This window comes from Tsukamurella ocularis, assembly GCF_024807615.1.
GTDB lineage: Bacteria > Actinomycetota > Actinomycetes > Mycobacteriales > Mycobacteriaceae > Tsukamurella > Tsukamurella ocularis.
Genome location: NZ_JANUCJ010000004.1, coordinates 336,500 through 358,357, shown reverse-complemented (window position 1 = coordinate 358,357; position 21,858 = coordinate 336,500). Strand labels below are relative to the sequence as shown.

At 71.2% G+C, this 21,858-nt stretch carries 20 protein-coding genes; 9 read left to right on the top strand and 11 right to left on the bottom strand.

Annotated elements, in window-relative coordinates:
* The first annotated feature begins 139 nt into the window (after positions 1–139).
* Positions 140–880, top strand: coding sequence for a GntR family transcriptional regulator (locus HNP44_RS18105; RefSeq protein WP_259142671.1), 741 nt, complete (start codon positions 140–142; stop codon positions 878–880).
* Here the strand turns inward: HNP44_RS18105 and HNP44_RS18100 are convergent.
* Entirely contained in the window at positions 877–1,905 is a 1,029-nt protein-coding gene (locus HNP44_RS18100) for a LacI family DNA-binding transcriptional regulator (RefSeq protein ID WP_259142670.1), read from the bottom strand. The two genes, HNP44_RS18105 and HNP44_RS18100, sit on opposite strands and share 4 nt — an antisense overlap.
* Positions 1,906–2,038: 133 nt before the next feature.
* Here HNP44_RS18100 and HNP44_RS18095 point away from each other — a divergent pair, with 133 nt between their 5' ends.
* The 3 genes from HNP44_RS18095 to HNP44_RS18085 are packed head-to-tail and all read left to right on the top strand — an operon-like array spanning position 2,039 to position 5,469.
* Positions 2,039–3,229, top strand: a complete 1,191-nt coding sequence (locus HNP44_RS18095) for a phytanoyl-CoA dioxygenase family protein (RefSeq protein WP_259142669.1) — start codon at positions 2,039–2,041, stop codon at positions 3,227–3,229.
* Entirely contained in the window at positions 3,226–4,017 is a 792-nt protein-coding gene (locus HNP44_RS18090; protein WP_259142668.1) for an SDR family oxidoreductase, read from the top strand. Before HNP44_RS18095 ends, HNP44_RS18090 begins: the two co-directional genes overlap by 4 nt.
* 39 nt (positions 4,018–4,056) lie before the next feature.
* Positions 4,057–5,469, top strand: a complete 1,413-nt coding sequence (locus tag HNP44_RS18085) for an MFS transporter (protein ID WP_259142667.1) — start codon at positions 4,057–4,059, stop codon at positions 5,467–5,469.
* A gap of 33 nt (positions 5,470–5,502) precedes the next feature.
* Here HNP44_RS18085 and HNP44_RS18080 read toward each other — a convergent pair whose 3' ends face one another.
* The 9 genes from HNP44_RS18080 to HNP44_RS18040 form a co-directional block, all read right to left on the bottom strand.
* Entirely contained in the window at positions 5,503–6,519 is a 1,017-nt protein-coding gene (locus HNP44_RS18080; RefSeq protein ID WP_259142666.1) for a Gfo/Idh/MocA family protein, read from the bottom strand.
* Positions 6,516–7,517: an inositol 2-dehydrogenase gene (gene iolG, locus HNP44_RS18075; protein ID WP_259142665.1), complete on the bottom strand. Its 1,002-nt coding sequence runs from the start codon at positions 7,515–7,517 to the stop codon at positions 6,516–6,518. Before iolG ends, HNP44_RS18080 begins: the two co-directional genes overlap by 4 nt.
* Positions 7,514–8,464, bottom strand: coding sequence for a sugar phosphate isomerase/epimerase family protein (locus HNP44_RS18070; RefSeq protein WP_259142664.1), 951 nt, complete (start codon positions 8,462–8,464; stop codon positions 7,514–7,516). Before HNP44_RS18070 ends, iolG begins: the two co-directional genes overlap by 4 nt.
* A 1-nt stretch (position 8,465) precedes the next feature.
* A complete protein-coding gene (locus HNP44_RS18065; protein WP_259142663.1) occupies positions 8,466–9,641 on the bottom strand; it encodes a Gfo/Idh/MocA family protein in 1,176 nt (391 codons plus the stop codon).
* 27 nt (positions 9,642–9,668) lie between these two features.
* Positions 9,669–10,826 carry a Gfo/Idh/MocA family protein gene (locus tag HNP44_RS18060; protein ID WP_259142662.1) on the bottom strand — a complete coding sequence of 386 codons (1,158 nt, stop codon included), beginning with the start codon at positions 10,824–10,826 and terminating at the stop codon, positions 9,669–9,671.
* Positions 10,827–10,830: 4 nt separating this feature from the next.
* Entirely contained in the window at positions 10,831–11,643 is an 813-nt protein-coding gene (locus tag HNP44_RS18055; RefSeq protein ID WP_259142661.1) for an ATP-binding cassette domain-containing protein, read from the bottom strand.
* A 4-nt stretch (positions 11,644–11,647) separates the two neighbouring features.
* Positions 11,648–12,706, bottom strand: coding sequence for an ABC transporter permease (locus HNP44_RS18050; protein WP_259142660.1), 1,059 nt, complete (start codon positions 12,704–12,706; stop codon positions 11,648–11,650).
* Positions 12,706–13,728 (bottom strand): substrate-binding domain-containing protein, encoded by a 1,023-nt coding sequence (locus tag HNP44_RS18045; RefSeq protein ID WP_259142659.1) that lies wholly within the window; start codon positions 13,726–13,728, stop codon positions 12,706–12,708. Before HNP44_RS18045 ends, HNP44_RS18050 begins: the two co-directional genes overlap by 1 nt.
* Positions 13,729–13,848: 120 nt before the next feature.
* Complete coding sequence (locus HNP44_RS18040) at positions 13,849–14,868, bottom strand: LacI family DNA-binding transcriptional regulator (RefSeq protein WP_259142658.1); 1,020 nt, start codon at positions 14,866–14,868, stop codon at positions 13,849–13,851.
* A gap of 110 nt (positions 14,869–14,978) precedes the next feature.
* On the opposite strand from HNP44_RS18040, the gene HNP44_RS18035 reads away from it, so the two are divergent.
* Positions 14,979–16,193 (top strand): Gfo/Idh/MocA family protein, encoded by a 1,215-nt coding sequence (locus HNP44_RS18035; RefSeq protein ID WP_259142656.1) that lies wholly within the window; start codon positions 14,979–14,981, stop codon positions 16,191–16,193.
* A 32-nt stretch (positions 16,194–16,225) separates the two neighbouring features.
* Positions 16,226–17,254, top strand: a complete 1,029-nt coding sequence (locus HNP44_RS18030; RefSeq protein WP_259142655.1) for a sugar phosphate isomerase/epimerase family protein — start codon at positions 16,226–16,228, stop codon at positions 17,252–17,254.
* 47 nt (positions 17,255–17,301) lie between these two features.
* Here HNP44_RS18030 and HNP44_RS18025 read toward each other — a convergent pair whose 3' ends face one another.
* Complete coding sequence (locus tag HNP44_RS18025; protein WP_259142654.1) at positions 17,302–18,477, bottom strand: Gfo/Idh/MocA family protein; 1,176 nt, start codon at positions 18,475–18,477, stop codon at positions 17,302–17,304.
* A gap of 161 nt (positions 18,478–18,638) precedes the next feature.
* On the opposite strand from HNP44_RS18025, the gene HNP44_RS18020 reads away from it, so the two are divergent.
* The 3 genes from HNP44_RS18020 to HNP44_RS18010 are packed head-to-tail and all read left to right on the top strand — an operon-like array spanning position 18,639 to position 21,858.
* A complete protein-coding gene (locus tag HNP44_RS18020; RefSeq protein WP_259142653.1) occupies positions 18,639–20,093 on the top strand; it encodes a sugar porter family MFS transporter in 1,455 nt (484 codons plus the stop codon).
* Between the two features lie 27 nt (positions 20,094–20,120).
* Positions 20,121–20,474 carry a universal stress protein gene (locus HNP44_RS18015; RefSeq protein WP_259142652.1) on the top strand — a complete coding sequence of 118 codons (354 nt, stop codon included), beginning with the start codon at positions 20,121–20,123 and terminating at the stop codon, positions 20,472–20,474.
* A 40-nt stretch (positions 20,475–20,514) separates the two neighbouring features.
* A complete protein-coding gene (locus HNP44_RS18010; protein ID WP_259142966.1) occupies positions 20,515–21,858 on the top strand; it encodes a carboxylesterase family protein in 1,344 nt (447 codons plus the stop codon).

The window sequence follows — 21,858 nt, the reverse complement described above, 5'->3', positions numbered from 1 at the left end:
CGCTGATGGGCGCGAGTCGGGCCAGACATTCGTCTCTCATGTGCGGACATATAGTGCCCACGTACCCCAAGGGACGATTGTACGAACAAGCACCGAGCAGCGTCCGCATTTCCCGGATAGGTGCACTAGACTGCATCGCATGTCGCCTGCCCCGGTCTCGGTCGAGCTCGACCGCACCAGCCCCGTGCCGCTGTACTACCAGCTGGCGCAGGCCCTCGAACGTTCCATCCTGAACGGCGAGCTGGTGCCCGGCGACCGGATCGAGAACGAGATCGACCTCGCCAAGCGGCTCACCCTCTCTCGCCCGACTGCGCGGCAGGCGATCCAGGCGCTCGTGGACAAGGGCCTACTGGTGCGCAAGCGCGGCGTCGGCACCCAAGTGGTGCGCAACGAGGTGCACCGCGCGGTCGAGCTCACCAGCCTGTACGAGGACCTGATCGCCGCGGGCCAGACCCCGTCGACGGAGCTGCTCGACTACCGGCTCGGCCGGCCCGATGAGGAGATCGCGGACGAGCTGGGCATCGAGCACGACGCCCAGGTGGTGTCGATCCGGCGCCTGCGCAGCGCGGACGACGTGCCGCTCGCCATCCTCTCCAACTACATTCCCGCCGAGCTCGCCCCCGCCCCCGACGAGCTGCAGAGCAAGGGCCTGTACCAGTGCCTGCGCGGGCGGGGCATCACGATCGCCCAGGCGCAGCAGCGGATCGGCGCCCGCATCTCCGACGACGAGGAGTCCCGGCTCCTCGACGAGCCGGCCGGCGGCGCCGTCCTCACGATGCAGCGCGTGGCCTTCAACGAGTCTGGCACCGCCATTGAGCTGGGCCGCCACGTGTACCGGGCGTCGCGGTACTTCTTCGACGTCTCAGTGTTCAGCCGCTAGCCGTCCACCGCCGCCAGATTAGGCGGCACGACGATCTGGATCGCGGTGGGCCGCGGCCGGTGCGAACCGTCGATCGCGCCGTGGAAGGCCATGATCGCGTGAGCGGCTCCGCGCAGATCCGCCCGCAGGTCGTGGTGCAGCACCGCCGAGACCCGACCCGCCAGCAGCAGTTCGCGGTTCGATTCGGCGAGATCGTGTGCGATGTAGCCGCGATATCTCCTTCCTACCTCATCGAACGCCGCGATGATCCCCCGGTTGCCTCCACCCGGTGAGTAGACCGCGGCGATGTCCGGGGCGCTCGCGAGCACCGCGGCGACCTCCCGGCGGCACACCGCATCGAGGCCACCCGTATCGGCGATGCCGATGATCCGCCGCGCCGGGTCGGTCCGGTGGATCTCGCTGCGGAACCCCGTTTCCCGTTCCTCCTCGCCCCGGAAGAACCGGCCGCTGGTGACGACGAGCAGGGCTCCGCGCGACTCCCCCACCCACTGGGTGACGAGGTGCGCCGCGGTCACGCCCGCGGCACGGTTGTCCATGCCCACGTACGCGATCCGGGCGCTCTGCGGAACGTCGGTGACGACAGTGACGACGGGGATGCGGCGAGCGGTCAGGCGCGCGATCGCAGCCGCGACCGCTGTAGTGTCCGGAGCCTTGAGGACGACGCCGTGGCTACCGCGGCGCGCGATGCCGTCGAGCTCCGCGACGAGTTCCTCCGACTCCCACGCCTCCCGCACGTGATAGCGGGCGCGGAAGACCGCCGGTCGCAAGGTGGGGAGCTCGGCCTCCAGCGCGGCGCGGGTCAGGTCCGAGAAGCGGCGCGGAGTCTCCATGACGAGATCGAGCATGAACCGGCGACCCGACAGCCGCAGTTGCGAGCGCTGCCGGTCGAGATCGGAGATCGCCTGCCGGACCTGTGCCGCCGTCCCCTCTCGCACCCCCACGCGGCCGTGGAGCACGCGGTCGACGGTGGCCTCGCTGACGCCCGCCTGCTGCGCGATCTCGCGGATCGGATGGGAGTACGCCACCGCGGGCCTCCTCGTGCTGAGGGATTCTTGAGGGTTTTCCGGGCTACCCGGGACCTCGACAGCTTGCCACGATGAACCCGGGGGCGGACACCGATTCCCCACTCCCGCTTCGCATCGACGTCAGGAAAGCGATATGCCCACCATCTTCTCGGCCCGGACCGGGGCGCCGGACCGCACGGGCCGGATCAGCGCGGCCGACTGCCGCCTCGAGGACTTCACGGCGCAACTCGAGTTCGAGACCGACGTGGCCGCCTACCCCTACGCGGACCGGGCGGTACGCGGGGTCCTGTTCTACGGCGCCGCGGCCACGGAGGCTGCGGCCGATCCGGACAGGCGCGAGCACCTGTCCGACGAGCTGGCGCGGGCGCTCCTGACCGGCCCGGGCATCGTCGTCTTCGACGGTGCCTTCGACGACCGGCACGGCCTCGACGAGTCGACGGCGCTGTTCACCGCCATGATCGCCGAACAGCGCGTGAACGGCTCCGGCGGCGGCGACCACTTCGCCGCGCCGGGCGCGAACGACCGGATCTGGAACGCCCTGAGCAAGCACGCGCTGCGCGATCCGGCATCGTTCGCGCGGTACTACGCCAACGACGTGCTCGCGCTGGTCGCGACCGCCTGGCTGGGGCCGATGTACCAGGTGACGTCCGCGATCAACGTGGTGAACCCCGGGGGGACCGCGCAGTCCCCGCACCGCGACTACCACCTCGGCTTCATGGAGCCGGAGACGGCGCAGCGCTTCCCCCGGCACACGCACCAGCTCTCCCCCGCCCTCACACTGCAGGGCGCCGTCGCACAGGTGGACATGCCCGTCTCATCGGGTCCCACCCTGTACCTGCCGTACTCCCAGCGCTACGAGCCCGGCTACCTCGCCTTCAACCTCCCGGAGTTCCGGGGCTACTTCGAGGCGAACCACGTTCAGCTCCCGCTGCGCGCCGGCGACGCGGTGTTTTTCAACCCGGCGCTGTTCCACGCCGCGGGCTCGAACCGATCGGCGGGCATCCGCCGGATGGCGAACCTGCTGCAGATCAGTTCGGCGTTCGGGCGCGCGATGGACGCCGTGGACCGGTCCGCGATCCTGCGCGCCGTCTACCCCGAGCTGCAATCGCTCGCCGCGACCGGCGATGACCGCGCCGTGGAAAACCTCGTCGCCGCCTCGGCCGAGGGTTACGCGTTCCCCTCGAACCTGGACCTCGATCAGCCGCTCGGCGGCATGCACGGCGAGACGCAGGCCGAGCTCACCCGCCGCGCGCTGGCGGCCGGGATGTCCCCGGACTTCTTCGCCGCGGAGCTCGCGGCCCTCGATGAGCGGCACCGCCCGTGACGGCGCGGGTCGGCGGGGAGCTGACGGACAAGGTGGTGCTGGTGTCCGGTGGGAGCCGCGGCGTCGGAGCGGCGGTGGTCAGGGCGGCGGCCGCGGCGGGCGCCGCGGTCGCGTTCACGGGACGGGACGCCACCGCGGGCGAGGCGTTCCGCGACGCGCTCCGCGCGGACGGCACGGAGGCGGTCTTCGTTCGGGCCGACGTCGCCGATCCGGCGCAGGCGACGGGGTCGGTGGAGGCGGTGGTCGAGGCTCTCGGCCGCGTCGACTGCCTCTGCAACGCGGCGGGCCTCACGTCTCGTGGCACCCTGACCGGGACCACGCCGGAGCTGTTCGACGAGCACGTCGCGATCAATCTCCGGGCGCCCTTCTTCACGATGGCCGCCGCGGTGCGCGACATGCGCGCACGACGTGCCCCCGGAACCGTCGTCAACATCATCTCGATGTCGGCACACGGCGGGCAGCCCTACCTGGCGCCGTACGTCGCCGCGAAGGCCGGGCTGATCGGGCTCACGAAGAACGCGGCCCACGCCCACCGCTTCGACCGGATCCGGATCAACGGCCTCAACATCGGCTGGACCGAGACGGAGGGCGAGGCCCTGGTGCAGAAGCAGTTCCACGACGCTCCGGACGACTGGGCCGAGCGTGCCGGGCGCGGGTTGCCGGCGGGGCGCCTCGCCTCTGCGCAGGACGCGGCCGCCGCGGTGGTCTTCCTGCTCTCGGACGCCAGCGGCGTGGTCACCGGCTCGGTGATCGACTGGGATCAGCAGGTCCGCGGCGCCTACGACTGACGGCTTGCGCCTCGAGAGTCTTTGACCGAACATATGGACATGATGCGCATCGTCGCCCGGACCGGTCGGCGGGAGGGCACGAGCTTCAGCCGCCCGCTCGCCCTGCTCGTCGCGGGCGCGTTGTTCCTCGAGAACCTCGACGGCACCGTGCTGCAGACGGCCGCGCCGGCGGTGGCCCGAGACTTCGGGGTCACCCCGGCCGGCGTCAGCCCCGCGATCGTCGGCTACCTGCTCGCGGTGGCGGTCGCGATCCCCGCGGCGGGGTGGGTCGCGGAGCGGTACGGCGCGCGTCGCGTCTTCCTGTGGTCCGTCGCGGCGTTCACTGTCGCATCCGTCGCGTGCGCTCTCGCGCCGGACCTGCTGTCGCTGACGCTCTTCCGCGTCCTACAGGGGATCGCCGGGGCACTGATGATCCCGGTCGGCCGGATCGCGGTGCTGCGAGCCGTGCGCCCGGTCGACCTCCTCGCGGCGATGGCATACCTGACCTGGCCGTCCCTCGTCGCGCCGGTGATCGCTCCGTTCCTCGGCGGCGTCATCACCGACACGCTGGGATGGCGCTGGATCTTCGCTCTCAACCTGCCCATCGGGGTGGCCCTCGCGATCGGCGGGGCGTTCCTGATCCCCCGGACCGAGCAGCCGATCCGCACGCCGTTCGATCGCTGGGGCTACCTCGTCACGGCGGGCGCCGTCGTGTGCCTGACCGGAGGCGTCGAGCTGCTCCAGGGCGGACGACCGTGGGCGGTGGCCGGACTGCTCGGAGTCGCCGTCCTACTCGCGGCGATGGCCGCGCGGGGCATGACACGGCGCGCGCACCCGCTGTTCGAGCCGGCTGTCATGCGCATCCAGACCTTCCGCGTGGGCAACGTAAGCGGATCGACCTACCGCCTCGTGATCACGGGCGCGCCCTTCCTCTTCGTACTGCTCTTCCAGGCCGGGTTCGGATGGAGCGCTGCCGCTGCGGGCGCGATGGTGACGGCGGTCTTCCTCGGCAACCTGGGGATCAAGCCGCTCACCTCACCGATCATCCGGCGGCTGGGCTTCCGCCGGACCGTGGTGTGGTCGATCGTCGCGGGCGGGGCGACGCTCCTCGCCTTCGTCTGGGTGCATTCGTCGACGCCCGCACCGCTCATCGCCGCGCTCCTCGTGCTCTCCGGGGTGGTGCGATCCATCGGCTTCAGCGCCTACAACACCCTGATGTTCGCCGATGTGCCGCGCGAGCTGCTGCCCGCGGCGAACGGACTGTCGGCGACGTTGCAGCAGGTGGGCACCGCCCTCGGCATCGCAGCGGCCGCCGCAGCCGCGAGCCTCGGCACGTCATGGGCCGGGCCGGACGCGGTCGAGCTGGGCTACCGGGTCGCGTTCGTCCCCTTCGCCGCGCTGCTCCTGCTCCCCCTCCTCGGGGCGCTGCGCCTCCCGGCGAACGCCGGCGGACACGCCACCGCCCGACGGTGACGGGCACCGTCGGGCGGGTGGTGTCGGAGGCGGCTACAGGACGACCGTGACGCCCTCCGCGGCGGACCGCCGCGCGGCAGCGAGGACACGGGCCTGCGCAATCGCGTCGTTCCGGCCGAAGACCGGCTCCGCCCCGCCCGCGAAGGCGGAGCTCGCCGCCTCGAACTCGATCCGGTAGGCGTCCTCGTTGTCCGGGCCGGCGGCGGTGAGCCGGAAGGCTCCGTCCGGGTCCGCGGGCAGCCGCTCGGACCGCTCCCCACGGATCAGCTCGACGGCGCCGTACCGGCACAGCCACGGGTCGTCGACGACGATCCGTCCGGCAGTGCCGACGAGCTCCAGCTGATCGCGCCGCTCCAGGTCCAGTCCGACGTCGATCAGCCCGAGGACGCCGCCCTCCAGCTCGAGGACCGCGGAGGCACGCAGATCGTGGCTGGCGCCGGTACCGGCCGGATCGGCGACCCGTACGGCGCGCACCGTCGACGGCTCGCCGCCGAACAGCCGCACCGCGCTGACGCAGTACCCGCCGAGGTCCGCCAACGCGCCCCCACCGAGGGCCGTCGTACGCCGGATGTCGCCAGCGGGGGCGCTCACGCTGAGCGCGGCGCGGACGAGCGCGAGCTCACCGATCGCGCCCTCCGCGAGCAGGCGGCGGACGAGCAGCGTCTGCGGGTGAAGGCGCCACATGAAGCCCTCAATCGCGTGCCGCTCCGCGCGCTCCGCGGCGTCGAAGACGGCCGTCGCCTCATCCGGGTCCAGGGTGAGCGGCTTCTCGCACAGCACGTGCTTCCCCGCCTCCAGCGCCCGGATCGCCCACTCACCGTGGAGCGTGATCGGCAGCGGCACGTAGACCGCGTCGATGCCTGTGTCCTCGAGCAGATCCTCGTACCTTCCGTACGCGACGGGCGCCCCGACCTCGGCGGCGTATGCCGTCGCGCGGTCGGCATCACGCCCCGCGACGGCGGCGAGCCCTGCGCCGTCCGCGGCCGCGATCGCGCGGGCGGCGACCCGGCCGATCCCCGATGTCGATAGCAGGCCCCAGCGCACCGTCACGCCCGGACCTCCACCACCGCGCCGGTCCGGAGCGACTCCGCGGCGGCGTCGGCGAGCACCAGCGCCGCACGACCGTCGTCGAATCCGGGCGATGCCGCACCGCCGGTCTCGGTCATTGTGACGAAGGCGTCGAGCTCCGCGCGATAGGCCGGGGTGTAGCGGTCCAGGAAGAAGTTCAGAACCGGCCCCGCAGCACCGGTGTGCGCGGCCCCCGAGAAGGACACGGAGGTCGCGTGCTGATTGGCCGCACTAAGCGCGCCCAGCGCCCCGAAGGCCTCCAGCCGCTGGTCGTAGCCGTAGGCGCAGCGCCGGGAATTGGTGATCGTCGCCAGCTGCCCGCCGGCGCCGCGCAGCACGACCATGGCGCCGTCGATGTCGCCGGCCGCGCGGATCTCCGCGGAGACCAGGTTCGATCCCAGCGCCGACACCGCTACCACCTCGCCGAGGAAGAACCGGGCGAGGTCGAGATCGTGGATCATCATGTCCCGGAACAGCCCACCCGACGAGGCGACGTAGTCCGCCGGCGGCGGCGCGGGGTCGCGGCTGACGATGGTCAGCTGCTCCAGCGGGCCGATCTCGCCCGCGTCGACGCGACCGCGGACCTCGGCGAAGGAGGAGTCGAACCGGCGGTTGAAGCCGAGCATCACCCTGTCGGTGAGGTCGCCCAGATCGGCGCGGCAGGCGTCGACCCGGGCGATGTCGAGGTCGATGGGCTTCTCGCACAGCACGGTCCGTCCCGTTCGCACGGCGCGGGTGAGCAGGTCGACGTGCGTCGGCGTCGGCGAGGCGACCACGACGGCGTCCACGTCACGCGCCTCGAGGACCTCCTCGACGTCAGTGGTCCACGCGGCGCCGAAGCGCTCGCCGACCTCTCTCGCCGCCGCCTCGATCGGGTCGAAGACCCACGCCAGCTCGGCGCGGTCGCTCACCGCGACCGAGTCGGCGTGCACGCGCCCGATCCGGCCGCAGCCCAGCACCGCGATCCTGATCCTGCTCATCGCACCTCCTCCAGGTTCTGCGCGGCACGCAGGGTCTCGACGGCCAGGGCGACGGATTCGCGCTGGCCCAGGGTGTAGTCCTCGTTCTCGATGGACAGCGGGCCGTCGTACCCGGCGTGCCGGAGCGCGGCGATGAACCGCACCCAGAAGTCGACCCCGTCCGGGTGTCCGGTGCCGACGGCGACGTAGTTCCAGGCCCGCTCGCCGGTGCGCGGATTCGGGACGGTCTCGAGCCGCGAGGCGACCGCAGCGCGGTCCTCGATGCGGGTGTCCTTGGCGTGCACGTGATGGATCGCGCCGTCCAGGGCGCGGATCGCGGCGAGCGGATCGGCGCCCATCCAGATGAGGTGGCTGGGATCGAAGTTCGCGCCCACCACATCACCCACGGCGGCGCGCAGCCGAAGGAGGCCGGGCACGTTGTAGACGAGCTGGTTGGCGTGCATCTCGACGGCGATCCGTACGCCGCGAGCGCGAGCCTCATCGGCGATCGGCCCCCACCAGTCGATGGCCCGTTCCCACTGGTAGTCCAGGAGTTCCAGGTTCTCCGGCGGCCATACGGTGGTGATCCACGGCGGCACGGTATCGCCCGGATAGCCGGGGAGTCCCGACATCGTGACGACGGTGTCGATCTCGAACTCCTGCGCCAGCTGCAGGGCGCCGCGCAGGATGGCGGCGTCGCGCTCCCCGTGCCGGGGGTGCAGCGGGTTGCCGGCGGCGTTGAAGGCCTCGAGTCGCAGGCCCCGCGAGGCGATGTCGCGGGCCAGCAGGGCGCGGGTGTCGGCGTCGCGGAGGAGTTTCTGCACGTCCGCATGGGGTGCCGGCGACCACCCGCCGTGCGCGCCGCCCAGGCCGATCTCGACGGTCTCGACGCCGAGGTCCACGGCCGTGTCGAGGGCCTCGGCGCGGGTGAGCTCGGAGAGGCTGTCGGTGAGCAATCCGATCTGCACGTCAGCCCCCGATCCCGGACGCCGCCGGCACCGTCAGGCCGAACAGTCCCCGGCGACGGACGAAGGAGTCGTCGGGGACGCCGATCTCCGCGAGTCCGGCGACACCGGAAGTGAACAGCGCGCCGTCGAGCGGAAGGGCCACAGTCGCGCCGAGCGCGCCGGACGCGTACGCGGCCACGGTGATCTCGAGGATGTGGCGGGCCACCGCGGCGTCGACGGCCGGCGCGCGGCCGCCGTCGATCGCGTCGGCGAAGTCGAGCACCGTGTCGCGCATCGACGCGGCGATGAGGGGCTCGAGTTCGGCGCCCGCCGGCAGGTCGACGGTGCGCGTCCCGGACTCCGTGGTGACGGTGAGGGATTCGAACGGGGCCCACGGCATCGTCCCGTCCGCGCGGTAATGCGCGACCGCGCGGCCGCGGGTGCCCTCGACCGCGATGCCGCCCTGGCCCCTGCCCCACGCGATGTTCACCATCGCGACGCGGCGGCCGGCCTCAAGGCGGCACAACGCGATTCCGTCGACGGCGTCGCCGTCGGTCGAGCTGTCCACGAACGCGGAGACCCGCTCCGCGCGGGCACCCAGGAGTGCCTCGGCGAGGTACACCCCGTGCAGCATGTCGACCAGGACGCCCCCGCCCGCTTGCGCGGGATCGTGCCGCCACGCGGGCCGATAGCCCGCCGCGCCCGGCAGGTCCAGCACACCCAGCATGTCGACGCGCGCCGTGCGGATCTCGCCGAGCTCGCCGGAGTCGATGATCGCGGTGAGTGCCACCACCTCCGGGAAGAACAGGTAGTTGGCGACCACGGCGAGTACGGTTCCCGCCTCCTCAGCCGCGGCGCGCATGGCCTCGGCGTCCGCCGGGACGGCGGCGATCGGCTTCTCGCACAGCACGTGCTTGCCGGCGCGGGCCGCGGAGATCGCGACGTCGCGATGCAGGTGCTGCGGGGTGCACAGGTCGAGCGCGTCGACGTCGTCGCGCGCCAGCAGGTCGGCGACGTCCGCATGTACCTGCTCCGGCGTGAGCCCGGCCGCGACGCGCCCCAGCTCGAGCCGTTCCGGTGTCGGATCGGCGATGCCGACGATGCGGAACCGGTCGTCCGCGGAGAGGTAGGCGGGGATGTGGAAACCCAGGGCGATGTTGCCGCAGCCCACGAGGGCCACGCGGATCGGCTCGGTCATGCGGTGCTCGATTCGGGTCGGTGATGGTCAGGTGTCGATGCACACGGGGCGACCGGCCTCGTCGGACCGGACGGCGGCCTCGACCAAGGCGAGGGTGCGGACGCCGTCGTCGACGCCGGGGAGGTCCGCCAGGTACGGGGCAGGGTCCTCGCCCGACGCATCCGCCAGCAGCGCGAGGGCGAAGTCGCGGTAGAGGTTCGCGAAGGCGAGGGCGTACCCGTCGGGGTGTCCGGCGGTGAACCGGGATGCGGCGGTCGCCGCCGGGGTCGCCCCGGGCCCGGCCTTGGTCAGCAGCCGGTCGGGTTCGCCGGCGGCTCGCCACCACAGCGTCTCCGGGGTGTCGTGGTCCCAGGCCAGGCTCCCGCGGTCGCCGTAGACGGTGACCGCGAGGCCGTGCGTGGCCCCGGCGGCCTGCGAGGTGCTCCAGCACCGCCCGCGGGCGCCGCCGTCGAAACCGAGGGTCAGGTAGGCGTTGTCGAAGGCGACGTGTGCGGGATCGACCCGCGCGAGGTCCGCGCCGACCGTCGTGATGCGGCGGCCGGCGACGAACTCCGCGAGATGCAGGGCATGCGTTCCGAGATCGGCGATCAGCGCGGTGACGCCGCCCTCCGTCCCGTCCACCCGCCAGGAACCGGGCGGGGTGCTCGCCGCGTACATCCCGCCGGCGAACCTGCTCTCGACCAGGGTGATCCGCCCGAGGTCGCCCCGGGCGACCATCTCCCTGGCCTGCCGGACCATGGGATAGCCGCTGTAGCAATGGGTGAGCATGAGGCGGCGCCCCGACCCCGCCACCGCCGCCGCTACCCGACGGGCGCCGGCGGCGGTGTCGGTGAGCGGCTTCTCGCAGATCACGTGGAAGCCGGCGGCCAGTAGGTCGCAGGCGATCTCGGCGTGGCCGGCCGGCCTGGTCGCGACGATCACCGCGTCGACGCGGTCCGCCCGCGCGGACTCCCCCGCGATGAGGGTGCGGTGATCGGCATAGGTGCGGTCGGGTGCCACAAGCCATGACCGCGCAGTGGCGGCGTTCGTCGCCGGTGTGCGGGAGAAGGCGCCCGCGACGAGGTCCCACAGCCCGTCGGTGCGGAGCGCGATGGCATGGGTCTCGCCGATGTAGCTACCGATCCCGCCGCCGATCATCGCGACGCGCAGGCGGCGCCCGAAGCGTTCCAGGAGTGTCGCCGCCACCGGATCACCTGCGCAGTTCGTGGCTGAGGGTCTCCAACTCGTCGCCGCCAGCCATCTGCGAGGTCAGCTCCTCGAGGCTGATCTCGTCGTACGTGCAGTCGAGCTTCTGCCGACCGCGGTTGAGCAGCACGAAGTGATCGCCCACCATGTACGCGTGGTGCGGGTTGTGCGTGATGAAGACGACGCCGAAGCCCTGGTCCCGGGCCGCCGTGATGTAGCGCAGGACCATGCCGGACTGCTTGACGCCGAGCGCCGCCGTCGGCTCATCGAGGATGAGCACGCGGGCGCCGAAGTAGATCGCCCGGGCGATCGCGACACACTGCCGCTGGCCGCCCGACAGCGAGCTGATGGGGGCGTCCACGTCCGGAAGGTCGATGCCCATCTTGAACAGCTCCTCCTTCGTCGTCGCGCGCATGGTCTGCACGTCGAGACTCCTGAGGAGGCCCGAGCGCAGCTCCTGCCCGAGGAAGAAGTTGCGCCACACCGGCATCAGCCCCACGACCGCGAGGTCCTGGTAGACGGTGGCGACGCCCTTCGCGAGCGCGTCCTTCGGCGAGTCGAGGGTGGTCACCTCGCCGTCGACGAGGACCTCCCCCTCGCTGGGCTTGTGCAGCCCCGCCATCGTCTTGATCAGCGTCGACTTGCCTGCGCCGTTGTCGCCGAGCACGCAGGTGACTTCACCGGGAAACACACGGAGGTTGATCCCCTTGAGCGCGATGATGTTGCCGTACTGCTTGCCGACCTCCTTGAACTCGATCAGCGCAATCTTGTCGTCGCCGGTCTCGGGCGTCTCGGCCTGAATATCGTCCGTGGTCATCGGGTCACCTCTTTGCGGCGAAGTTGCGGAATGCGTTGTTGGCGATCACGGCGAACAGCAGCATGATGCCGAGGAAGAACTTGAACCAGTCGGGGTTCCAACCGGCGTAGACGATGCACTGATTGACCATGCCGAAGATGAAGGCGCCGATCATCGCACCTACCGCGGTGCCATAGCCACCCGTGAGGAGGCAGCCACCGATCACGGCGCCGATGATGTACAAGAACTCGTTGCCGACGCCCTGCCCGGACTGGACGGTGTCGTAGGAGTACAACAGATGCTGGCCGACGAACCAGGCGCAGAAGGCGACGAACATGAACAGGCCTATCTTGACCTTGGTCACTGGGACGCCCACGGCCCGTGCCGAGTCCTGGTTGCCGCCGACGGCGAAGATCCAGTTGCCCACGCGGGTGCGCATGAGGACGTACGTGGCGACCGCGGTGAATAGGATCCACCAGAGCACAGTGACCTTGAGCCCGACGCCGAAGACGTGGATCGTCGAGGAGAAGACGGCCTGCGCCGACGGGAAGCCCTCCATGTCCGCGATGGTGGGGGTGGCGACCTGGCCGGTGACCATCTTCGTGACCGCGAGGTTGATGCCGGTGAGCATGAGGAACGTGGCCAGCGTGATGAGGAAGCTGGGGATCTTGGTGCGCATCACCATATAGCCGTTGAAGGCGCCCACCGCGAGCGACAGCCCCAGGGCGAGCAGGGACCCCACCCAGGTGTTCAGGTGCAGGTTGTAGGCGAGCATCGACGCCGCGAGGGACGAGAAGGTCACGGCCACACCGGTTGACAGATCGAACTCGCCGCCGATCATGAGCACGGCGACGCCACAGGCCATGATGCCGATCGTCGAACTGGCATACAGGACGGTGACGAAGGCTTCCGGGCTGCGGAAGGGCGGCGCCACGATCAGGAAGAAGATCAGGATCGCGATCGCGCCGATCAACGCGCCCACCTCGGGGCGCAGGATCAACCGCTGCAGGGGCTTCTGCTTCTTGACCCGCTCATCGGTGACGGGCGTGTGCGTGCTCAGGTCGAGGGCCTCGTCGGTGGTCATCAGCGGGTCCCGCCCTTGGCGAGCTCGGCGACCTTGTCGACGTTCGTCTTGTCGATGAACGCCGGTCCGGTGAACACCGCCTGGCCACCGCCGATGGTGTTGCCGTTGATGATCTGCAGCCAGAGCGAGTCGATGGCGAGGTAGCCCTGGAGGTAGGGCTGCTGGTCGACGGCCCACGCGACCTTGCCGTTCTGGATCGCGCCGACCAGTGCCGCGTTGGTGTCGAAGGTGACGATGCGGGGCTTGGCGCCAGCGCCCTCGACGGCCTTGGTAGCGGTGAGCGCGAACGGGGCGCCCAGGGCGACGACGGTATCGATGCTCGGGTCCTGCTGCAGCTTGGCGTTGACCTTCGACTGCACGTCGGTCATGTCCTCGCCGTTGACGTTGAGGTTCTCGACGGTGCCGCCGGCGAGGCCGGTCCGCACGCCGGCGCACCGCGACTCGAGCTGGACTTGACCCTGCTGTTGGATGATGCAGATGGCCTTCTTCGCGCCCTCCTTGGAGAGGCGCTCGCCGACCGCGACGCCCGCGGTGGTCTCGTCCTGGCCGAAGTACTGCTGGATCCCCATGCGCGCGTAGTCGTTGTAGCCGGCGTTGAACGCGGAGACCGGGATCCCCGCCTTCTGCGCGTTCTGCACCACGGCCTGGAAGGCGTTGGGCGTGGACAGCGTGAGCGCGATCCCGTCGACCTTGCTGTCGATCGCGGCCTGCACCAGGTTCGCCTGGTTGGGCGCCTGCGGGTCGTTGGAGTACCGGAGGGTGACGTTGTCCTTCTTCGCCGCCATCTCCGCGCCCTTGCGGATGAGGTCCCAGAAGGTGTCGCCGGGCTGCTGGTGCGTGACCATGGCGATGGTCAGGCGCTTCGTGCCCGCCGAGCCGACGCCGGCACCGCCGTCGCCGGTGTCGCGCGGCGCGCCGCCCGTGCTCGAGCAACCCACCACCGTGATGAGCGCGGCCGTGCCGGCCGCGGTCGCGGCGAGCAGGGTACGGAGCCTTCGCGGCCGCTGCGTGGTCTTCTTCATTGCTGTGTCCCTTCGACCTCACCGAGTGAGACGACCCACTCGCTGAGCTGAATGTAGTACAGATCACAGCGCTTGCCCAGTGTTTGTTCAGACATACGCACATTGATGCGATCTTGCGGCTCAACCGGGAGCTCCGGTGGTCCCCCGGACGACCAGTCGCGGTGCGAGAACATCCCTCTCGCTGTCGCGCGCCGCCGACGGTGCGCCGCCGTCCGCCCCCATCCGGTCGCACAGGAGCGCACCCGCCCGGTTCCCCACGTCGAAGCTGCGGTCGTCGACCGTCGTCAGCCCCACCAACCGGGTCGACGCCAGCGAAGTGTTGTCGTAGCCGACGACGGAGAGATCGCGCGGAACGTCCCGCCCGTGTTCGCGCGCCGCTCCGAGCACGCCGACGGCCATCACGTCGTTCGCCGCGAACACCGCGGTGATCCCGGGATCGGCCGCGAACAGCTCGGCGGCGGCGCGGAACCCGGCCTCGTCCGACGCCTCGCCGCGCCAGGAGGCGTCCACCACGGTCACGCCGAGGCGCGAGGCCTCGACGGAGAACGCCGCGCGCCGCACCTCACCCGCGCCGCCGCCGGCGCACACCTGCCCGAGCGTGCGATGCCCCAGTTCCACGAGGTGCCGAGCCGCGAGGCGTGCGCCCTCGGCGTCGTCGTTGGCGACCGCATCGAACCGAGCGTCGTGCGCCGCCCGCGTACCCGCGACCACGACCGGCGGCAGCGCGGCACCGTCTCGGGCCAGTAGCGATCGCGGCGGGTCCATGCCGAGCACGAGCCCGTCGACCCGCATGGCGAGCATGGACTCGACCGGATCCTCAGCCTGATCCGCGGTTGCGACGTCGACGACCGCCAGCCGGTAGCCGGCCGGGCCGAGCGCGGCGTGCAGGCCGCGCACCAGGTCGACGAACCAGAGGTTCGTGTAGTCGTCGATCAGCACTCCGACGGTGCGCGTGCGCCGCGCCGCAAGATTCGCCGCCGCCCGGCTCGGCCGGTACCCGAGCTCCGCGATCGCCTCCTCCACCGCCCGGCGAGACGCCTCGCCGACCCGCGGGGATCCCTGCAGGACCAGTGATACCAAGGATTTCGACACCCCCGCCCGCCTCCCGACGTCGTAGATCGTCGGTCGCTTACCTTCCATGCGCCACCCTCTTGACAGGACATACGAACATTGCTCATCCTTGTTGGAGCGCTCCAACTCACATCGACACTAGGTCGAGACGGAGCGCACAGCAACCCGAAGGAGGGAACATGAGCAGGAACAGCATCGGCGTCGCCGTGATCGGCGCCGGCATGGCGGGCAAGGCGCACGCCGCGGGTTACCGAGCCGCCACCGCTGTCTACGGCCCCGGACTGCCGGACGTGCGGCTGGTGTCCATCGCCGACGCGTACGAGCCGCTGGCGCAGGACACCGCGCGCCGGTTCGGCTTCGAGCGGCACGACACCTCCTGGCAGTCGATCGCCGCCGCCGACGACATCGACGTGGTGAGCGTCGTCGTGGCCAACGCCCTGCACCGCGAGATCGTCGAATCCCTTCTGGTCGCGGGCAAGCACGTGCTCTGCGAGAAGCCGCTGTCCGACACGATCGACGATGCCCGCGCCATGGTGGCCGCCGCGGACGCAGCGGCCGAGCGCGGCGTCCTGGGCCGGATCGGCCTCACCTACCTGCGCTCGCCCGGCATCGCCCTGCTCGGCGACCTGGTGCGCAGCGGCCGCCTCGGTCGGCTCATCAACTTCGACGGCGCGTACTGGACCGACTACGCCTGCGACCCCGACGGACCCATCAGTTGGCGGTTCAAGGGGCCCGCGGGGTCCGGCGCCCTCGCCGACGTCGGCAGCCACCTCACCTACATCGCCGAGCTCTTCGGCGGCCCCGTCGCCACCGTGCGCGGAGCGACGCTGCACACCGCGTTCCCGACGCGGCCGAGGCCGCTGGGCCGCGTGATCGGTCACGAGCACGGCGCCGTCAGCGCCGAGCACGACACCGTCGAGAACGACGACGTGGCAGGCTTCTTCGTCGACTTCGCCGGCGGCGGGACCGGGGCGCTGCAGGTCTCCCGCGTCGCCGCGGGTCACCCCAACACCCTGAAGTTCGAGGTCTTCTGCGAGCGCGGATCGGCCGCGTTCGACTTCCGCAACCCGGGACAGGTCCGGGTCCTCCTCACCGACGGGGACCACGCCCTGGGCGGGCCCCGGACGGTGACGCTCGGCCCCGACCACCCGTACTGGCGCGGCGGCCTCGCGATGGACGCGCCCGGCGTGGGGATCGGCCAGAACGACGGCTTCGTCTTCCAGGCCCGCGCGATGCTCGAGGAGGTCGCGGGCCTGCCGGTGGACGAATCGCTGCCGCGCAACGCCGACTTCGCCGACGGCCTGCACAACATGGAACTCATCGACGCCGTCGCCCGGTCCGCCGTGGCGGGTGGAGCGCCGGTCGACGTGCCAGCCCTCCTCCACCAGTCCTGATCACTTCCCGACCGACTCCGACGGAGACTCCAATGAAACTCGGCCTGTACAACGCCATCTACCACGACCGCCCGCTGCCCGACGCGCTCCGCGCGATCGCCGCGGTGGGCCTCACCGGTATCGAGCTCAACACCGGCGGCTTCCTGCCGCCGGTGCACGTGCCGAACATCGCCGACATCCTCGTCAGCGACACGGCCCGCGACGACTACCTCGGCATCTTCGAAGGCACCGGCGTCGCCATCGCCGGCCTCAACTGCAACGGCAACCCGCTGCATCCGAACCGCGCGATCGGCGGCATGCACGCCGACGACATCCGCCGCTCGATCCGGCTCGCGGCCCGCCTGGGCCAGGACCGCGTCGTCACCATGTCCGGCCTGCCCGGCGGCGACCCCGGTGCGCTGCACCAGAACTGGGTGGTCAACGCCTGGAACTCCGCCGCGCTCGACGTCCTGGACCACCAGTGGGAGATCGCCACCGACTTCTGGCGCGAGACCGACCGCATCGCCCGCGACCACGGCGTCAAGGTCGCGCTCGAGCTGCACCCGCAGAACATCGTCTTCAACAGCGCGACCGTGCACGAGCTGGTCGAGCGGACCGGCTCCACGCACCTCGGCGTGGAGCTCGACGCCTCACACCTGTTCTGGCAGCAGATGGACCCGGTGGCAGTGGTCCGCCACCTCGGCGACCTGGTCGTGCACGCCGCCGCCAAGGACGTGCGCATCAACCCGGAGTACGCGGCGCTGAACGGAGTGCTGGACAACTCGTTCCGCCGCCTGGGGCCGGACGAGGCCCGCACCAACCTGGGCGGCGACGAGTGGGCCAACGAGTGGCCGAAGGAGTCCGCATGGGACTTCGTCGCGCTGGGCAAGGGCCACGACGTCGGTTACTGGACCGAGTTCCTCCGGGCACTGCACGACGTGGACCCGGACATGCTCGTGAACATCGAGCACGAGGACACCGAGCTCGGCCGCGAGGAGGGAGTCGCGGTCGCGGCCGAGGTCCTCCTCGCCGCCGACGCGGCACTGGCCGAGTCCTTGCTCGCGGAGTCCGCGAGCGCATGACGGACGACGGTGCCGGCAGTCCGCCGGCACCGTCTCCCCGGCTCGGCCTACGCGAGCGTCACCCAGCGCCCCTCGTCGACCGAGCGGGTCATGGCGTCGAGCGCGCGGGCGCTGCGGACCGCGTCCTCGACCGTGGCACCCTGCGGGGTGCCGCTGACGATCGAACGCAGGAAGTGGTGCGCCTCGATCACCTTGAGGTCGTCGTAACCCATGGGGTTCGCCGCGCCGGGCTGGAAGGCCGCGTAGTCGCCACTCCCCGGCCCGACGTGCACGGTGGACACGGGCTGATCCTGATAGGTGTCGCCGAGCGCGGCCTCGAGTTCGCCCATGCGCCGGTAGTCCCAGCGCACCATGCCCGAGGTCCCGTGGATCTCGAAACCGTAGGAGTTCTGCTCCCCCACCGCGACCCGGCTCGCCTCGAGCACGCAGCGCGCGCCGGAGGCCAGGCGCAGTTGCGCCGACAGGTAGTCCTCGTTCTCGACGGGGCCGCGCACACCGGAGGGGGCGAGCTGATGCCCCGAGGTGGCGCCGATGGGCTCCGAACGCTCGGGGATGAAGATCGCCGTGTCCGCGACGAGGGCGTCGATATCGCCGAGCAGGTAGGTCACCAGGTCCACGCCGTGCGATCCCAGGTCGCCGAGGACGCCGTTGCCGCCACGGTCTCGCTGGTACCGCCAGGTGAGAGCGCCGTCGGGATGGGCGGCGTAGTCGCTGAACAACCGGAACCGGGCGTGCGTCACGGTGCCGAGCCGGCCCTCGGAGATCAGCGTCCGGGCAGCCTCCACCGCGGGGGCGTTGCGGTAGTTGAAGCCGACCGCGGTGCGGCGGTCGTTCCGCGCCGCGGCCTCGGCCACCGCGGCCGCGTCGGCCTCGGTAAGGCCAACGGGCTTCTCGATCCACAGGTGCTTACCCGCGTCGAGTACGGCGACGCCGATGTCGCGATGAAGGAAGTTCGGCACCGTCACCGAGACGGCCCGGATCGACGGATCGTCGAGGAGCGCACGCCAGTCGGTGTACGCGGCGTCCGCCCCGAACCGGGCGGCGAAGGTCTCCGCACGCCCGGGCACGTCGTCCGCCACCGCGGCGAGCACGGGCACCGCGGGGCCGTCCGGGTAGTGGTGCGGCACACGGGCGTACGCCTGGGCGTGCACGCGGCCCATCCAGCCCATGCCGATCACCGCGACCCGCACCGCGGTCGGGTCTTGCTGCGTCTCGTCGTGCATCGTGTGCCATCTCCGTCGTGTCTCGCCGAGCGAACACCTCGAGAATGCCACAGTCCCGATCTACATGTCCTGACATTCTTTCAATCTTCTCAAACTACTTGTCAAACTCGACACCGGTCTGCTGTGATGTACCTCACGCGGACAGCCGGAAGGACTCGACCATGACGCACGGAAGCACCAGCACGCCGGAGGGCGGAACAGCACTGCCGCCCCTGAGACCGGGCCCCCACCAGCGACGGATGGACCTCGTGGCAGTCGTCGCCACCTTCGGCGGCCTGCTCTTCGGCTACGACACCGGCGTGCTCAACGGCGCGCTGGAGCCGATGAAGCACGACCTGGGGCTCACCACGACGACCGAGGGTCTGGTCGTGAGCACGCTGCTCATCGGCGCCGCGGTCGGCGCTCTGGTCTGCGGCCGGCTCGCCGACACCATCGGACGCCGCAGGACGATGATCATCCTCGCGGTCGTCTTCTTCGTCGGTACCCTCGGCGCGGTCTTCGCGAATGACCTCGCGGTCATGCTGCCCGCCCGATTCGTCCTCGGCCTCGCCGTCGGTGGAGCATCGGTGGTCGTCCCGGTCTACCTCTCGGAACTCGCCCCCACGGAGCGGCGCGGCACCCTCGGCGGGCGGAACGAACTGGCCATCGTGATCGGCCAGCTACTGGCCTTCGTGATCAACGCGATCATCGCCCGCGTGTGGCCCCCGCTCACCGACGCCAATCCCGACGGCCACCCCGGGGTGTGGCGGATCATGCTCGCGGTGTGCGCGGTGCCTGCCGTCTTCCTCTTCGTCGGCATGTTGCGGATGCCCGAATCGCCCCGCTGGTACATCTCGAAGGGACGGGACGCCGAGGCGCTCGCCGTACTCATGCAGGTCCGCACCGAGGACCGCGCGCGGGCCGAGATGGCGGAGGTCGAGGAGCTCGCGCGCGAGGAGGAGGCCGCCCAGACCGGCGGCTGGGCAGACCTGGCCATCCCGTGGGTCCGCCGCATCATGCTCGCCGCCGTGATCCTCGCGATCGCCCAGCAGCTCACCGGGATCAACTCGGTCATGTACTACGGCACCGAGATGCTCAAGACGGCGGGATTCAGCGACACCGCCGCGCCCATCGCGAACATCTTCATGGGCGTCTCTGCGGTCGTCGGTAGCGCGGTCTGCCTGTTCTTCTTGATCGACCGGATCCCGCGGCGCAGGCTCATCATCATGGGCATGATCGGCGTGACCGTCTGCCACGGCCTGACGGTGCTGTCCGCACTGATCCTGCCCGAGGGCAAGGTGCAGGCCTACGCCGTCCTGATCTTCGTCGCCCTGTTCGTGCTCGCCATGCAGACCGCGCTCAACGTGCCCGTGTGGGTGTGCCTGTCCGAGCTCTTCCCGCTGCGGCTGCGCGGTTTCGGCATGGGCCTATCGGTGCTGGTCCTGTGGCTGACGAACGCTCTCGTCGGGCAGCTCTTCCCCACCTTGATCAAGGTCGGTGGCATCGTCGGTACGTACGGCACCTTCTTCGTGGTGTGCGCCCTGTTCGGTGTACTGATCTACAAGACCCTGCCCAACACCAGCGGCCGCTCCCTGGAGGACTTGGAGGAGTCCTTCTCCCGCGGCGACTTCCGCTGACCGGCCGTACTCGACTCGAGGAGCATCATGACCATCATCGTCGCGGTTCCCGGCACCACCGAAGGCCCCGTCGCCCTGCGCGCCGGCGTCGAGGAGGCGAAGTCCCTCGGCACCGATCTCGTGGCCGTCAACCTCGGCATCGCCACGCTCGACGTCTCGGGATTCGACGGCGAGGTGCCGATCACCGTCGTCGAGCGGACGGGGCGCGGCGACCGCGACCCCGTCGACGCGGTGCTCGACGAGATCGACGAGCGCGGCGCGACGCGCCTGGTGATCGCCGTCCGCCGTCGATCGCTCGTGAGCAAGGCCGTTCTCGGCAGCGTCAGTCAGCGGCTGATCCTGAACTCGCCGATCCCCGTCCTCGCCGTCAAGTCCGACTGATCCGGCGCGCCGCGGGCTGTCGGCCTAGCCTCGAGGCGTGATGCGCACAGCGACCGTCCCCACCGAGGCGGGTTCGGTCCGCGGAATCGTCGAGAACGGCGTAGCCGCCTTCCGTGGGATCCCCTACGCCGCCGATCCGATCGGGGCGCTGCGGTTCACGGCGCCCGCCGCCGCCCCGCCGTGGATCGGGGTGCGCGACGCGTCGCGGCCGGGACCGTCGGCGCCCCAGGGACCGTCGCGCCTGGAGGCGGTGATGGGTGCCCGGACGCCCGACTGGAACGAGGCGGGATGCCTCACGGTCAACGTCTGGTCGCCCCGTCCCGGCGACGGCTCCGTCGACGGTCGACCGGTGCTGCTGTGGTTCCACGGCGGAGGGTTCACGAGCGGATCCGGCGGCTGGAACTGGTACGACGGAGCCCGGCTCGCCGCCGCCGGCGACATCGTGGTGGTGACCGCGAACTACCGCCTCGGCCCGCTGGGCTACCTCTATCTGCCTGAGCTGGGGATCGACAATCTCGGCGTCCGCGACCAGGCGCTCGCCCTCGACTGGGTCGTCCGGAACATCGGCGCCTTCGGTGGGGATCCGGCCAGGGTGACCCTCGGCGGGCAGTCCGCCGGCGCCTACTCCGCGCTGTACCTCGGACTCTCCCCCACCACCGGACCGGGGGTCACCGGCGTGATCGCCCAGAGCGGGCCGTTCGGTCTGCCACCGCAGGACCCGGACGAAGCGCGGGCCCACGCGGCGCGGTTCCTCGCCCTCGCGGGCATCGACGACGCGACGCCCGAAGCCCTCGGTGCGCCACCGGCGGCGCAGCTGCTCGACGCGTACCGCGCCCTGGCCGGCGAGGTCTCCCGCGGCGTCGCCCCTCCGATGTACCCGGTCCTCGGCGGCTTCGGCACCGAGCGGGCGTGGCCGGCGGCGGTCGCGGACGGGGCCCTGGCCGGCCGTGCACTCCTCACCGGCACCACGCGCGACGAGATGGCGGCCTTCCTCGCGTTTCCTCCGCAAGCAGGAACGCGGGACCGCGCGGCGGAGGCCGCGGCGACGACGACCGTCTTCGGCGCGCAGACGATCGCGCTCGCCGAGTCCCACACAGCAGCGGGCGACACCGCGTTCGTATACCGGTTCGACCGTGCGCCCGAACCCGACCCGTCGGCGCTGGGCGCCGCGCACTGCGCCGATCTCCCGTTCGCCTTCGACGCGCTCAAGACCTACGCGGGCTCCCCGATGCTGGGGCCGGTGGACCGCCGGGACCGCGACCTCGCTCGGGGCTTCTGCCGCGCCCTGGCGGGTTTCATCGCGGACGCGCGGCCCGCCGACGACGCGTGGACCGCCTATCACGCGGGCGACCCAGCCACCGTCCGCGTGGTCGACCGCCGGTGA